This window comes from Gammaproteobacteria bacterium (assembly GCA_013003425.1).
In the GTDB taxonomy this organism is placed as follows: Bacteria; Pseudomonadota; Gammaproteobacteria; order Steroidobacterales; family JABDKV01; genus JABDJB01.
In genome coordinates this window covers 1-2,854 of sequence record JABDJB010000061.1, presented here as the reverse complement: position 1 = coordinate 2,854, position 2,854 = coordinate 1, and the positions used below count along the sequence as shown (strand labels likewise).

2 protein-coding genes are annotated in these 2,854 nt (G+C 62.6%); both read right to left on the bottom strand.

The window, feature by feature from the left end; genetic code table 11:
- Positions 1-2,540: hypothetical protein (locus tag HKN06_09165; GenBank protein ID NNF61481.1), on the bottom strand; the 2,540-nt coding region annotated here is incomplete at its 3' end.
- Between the two features lie 69 nt (positions 2,541-2,609).
- Positions 2,610-2,816: a SlyX family protein gene (locus HKN06_09160; protein NNF61480.1), complete on the bottom strand. Its 207-nt coding sequence runs from the start codon at positions 2,814-2,816 to the stop codon at positions 2,610-2,612.
- Between the last annotated feature and the right edge of the window lie 38 nt (positions 2,817-2,854).

Genomic DNA, 2,854 nt, shown 5'->3' with positions numbered 1-2,854 from the left:
ATTTCGAGGCTGTCAGCGGCGGGTACCGAGCCGCGCAGGGTCAGCGTGTTACTGCCCGCCGCAACTTTCACCCACAGCGTGCCGTCGGCACTGCGAAAAACGCGCTGTGCCGTTGCCGCTGATGACCGCACGGCATCGGGATGCCAGCCGTCTGCCGATCCCGGCAGCGGCACCGCAACCTCTGCCAATGCATCGATACGCAGCGTCATTGCGATCGCGCTGGCCGCAATGTCGACATCCGCCGCCACGATCTCGGCGCAGCGCGGCGCGCAAGCCGGCGGCTCCAGCAGCCGGTCTTTCAGTTGCTGCAGCAAATTAGCGTCCGGAATATCCGCCTCTGCCGGCGTACTGATGCCGAACATCATCAGCATCATTGTGACTGCGAGTGCGCTTGCCGCACCGCCGCGACCCAGCGTCAAGCCACCCGGCAGGGACCAGCGTTTATTGAATACCTCGGCTGCCAGCACTGCTGCAAACAACAATAGTAATAACACTGCGGCGAATCGCAGCGTGCTGACCAGCCAGCGTGGCAATACGATCAGCCGCATGGTTTGTGCAGCATCCAGCGGACCGGTCCAGTTCAGCGAATAGGAATTCCACTGCCACGACGGAATACCCGGCCCTGCTTGCACAATTGCGTTCGGCGCGTAGCGTGCGAAATCCCGTGCCTTGCTGGTATCGGCCATCGGCACTTGCAGCATGGCATCAGGTCGAGTCGCGGTATCGCTCGACCGCCGCATCTTGGCCGCCTCCTCCATGAGGCCGCGTTCCATCTCGACAGCGACTGTCGCAGGCACGCCATGGTCATACAGCTGGTATTCGTTGTATTGCGGCTCCAGCTGCGGATACAGCGCGACACGTAACTGGCTCGCGATAAATGGCACGAGCGCGATGGCCAGCACCACAGCGCTCAGGACCTGGTAACTGCTGACTAGCTGTCGCAATCGTCCGGCGGGTGCCACGCGCATTAGCGCTATTGCAACCAGCAGATTCAGCCACAGCCAGCCGGGCGCGAACATCTCGTGGACACTCAGGACCATCGCCAGCCCCGCGATCACGGCCGCACCGGCGCCAATCAGCCGCATAACGGCAATCGTGATGATGAGAACCAGGAAGAAATCGAGCAGCTGCCACTGGCTGACCCAGCTGCCGCGCGCCACATCGACGCCTGGCGCAGCCAGCAACTTGTGGCCCGGCGGCAGGTGCAGCGTCGCCCGCACCTGTGCGAAGCGACTGTCCCAACCGCTTGCCGGCATCTCACCGCGTGTCTCGCTGCGGCCAAGCGCCTGCAGATCAACCGCGTTGCGGCGTACCTCGACACCGGTCAGTCCCTCGTCATTGCCACCGGTAATCAACAGGTTCTCGCCGCCCTCAGACGCACTCAAAAGCGCATACGGCCGCCGCATGTCGAGGCGCCAGTCGCTCTGCATCTGTCCGTCGATGCGGTCCAGAACGACATACCCGCCGCCGTCGAAATCCAGCCACATGGTCCGCGACAGCTGTAGCTCGTTGCTGGCCGATACGATGCCACGACTGCGCTCGACGATGGTGAGCGCCTGTCCTGCCTCGGCACGAAACGCCGGGTAGTTATTCCAGTTTTCCGGCACCTGCACCTGCCTGGGGTCAACCGGCGGCAGACCTTCGGCAGCGGTAACACGCAGCCGGTCGTTCGACTGATAGCTCCAGATTTCCGACGCGGGCATGTTTGCGCCGGGCGGTTGCAGCGACAACGCGTTGACGACTCCCGGTCCCCGGGCGGTTACAAATATTGTCCAGCGTCCGGGTCGAACCTGCAGACGCAGGTTGCCGTCAGCTTCGAGCTTTGCCGGCAGCTGGCTGCCGATATCGAGCGGCACAAATCCGCTCGGCAGAATATTCTCGAAGGCCTCCTCGCGGACGCCGCCCGATACGTCGATCTGAAGCCGCGTGATCAGCCGTGTCGGCACTTCGTCGGCGATCAGCCGATGCAGCGTTGTAGTGACCGAATCAACGGTCGTTATCGTGCGCTTGCGTTCGCCCAGGTAGACGCCGTTTCCTGCGATCTCCGGGCGCTCGACCTGGCGCCCGTCAACGGTCAATGACACGAGCCCGCTGGCCGCCGGAATGGGCAGCACGCCGGGCCGCTGGTCCCAGTCGAATTCGCCGCCCAGCCTGTAACTTCCCGGCGGGAGCCAGACGCTCGGCACATCGCCGCGCGCGACAACCTCAACAGCGCGATCGTTCGCGACGACCTGTTCGGGCCAGTACTCGGTGCCGCCGGGTAGTGCGACCCACTGCTCCTCGGCGTACACGGTCCATGACTGACTGAAGCGCCCCCCGGATGCCGTAGCGCTGAGTTCCAGCGCACCAGGCCACGCGCAGACGAAGTCGTCGCGGTCGGCGGCGCGCCGGTTGAAGTAAAAGGGACAGGTGCGATATTCCTGGTCTTGCAGAACCCATTGCTGCCAGTCCTTGAGATCGGGCGGCACATAAGTTTGAGCTGGCAGCGCATACGCTGCGAACAGCTGGAGCAGCACGAACAACCTGAAAATCGATGACATAACGCTCTCCAACACAGGTTTGACCGTCACTATACGGTAACGCAGGTTACGACAAATCCGGGTTTACCGTCAGTAATGCGGCGGCCTCTCGTTCGTCGGATCGCCGTCAGGCAGCGCTTCCCCGATCGATCGCACCCGTGAAATCAGCGAGTTGCAGAGCGTTTCGAGCCGCATGAGCTTTGCCTGTTGCTGCGTCATGACGTCATTGAGCTCGTTGAGCAGCTGGTCCTGGTGGGCCAGGCGGCTCTCCAGATCGATAAAACGGTCTTCACTCATACCTGCCCTCATCAGTAATTTGCATTTGCCGTTACAGC

What these genes read in the sequence shown, in the direction of transcription:
- HKN06_09160 (NNF61480.1), bottom strand. Translation starts at nt 2,816, where the DNA reads ATGAGTGAAGACCGTTTTATCGATCTGGAGAGCCGCCTGGCCCACCAG.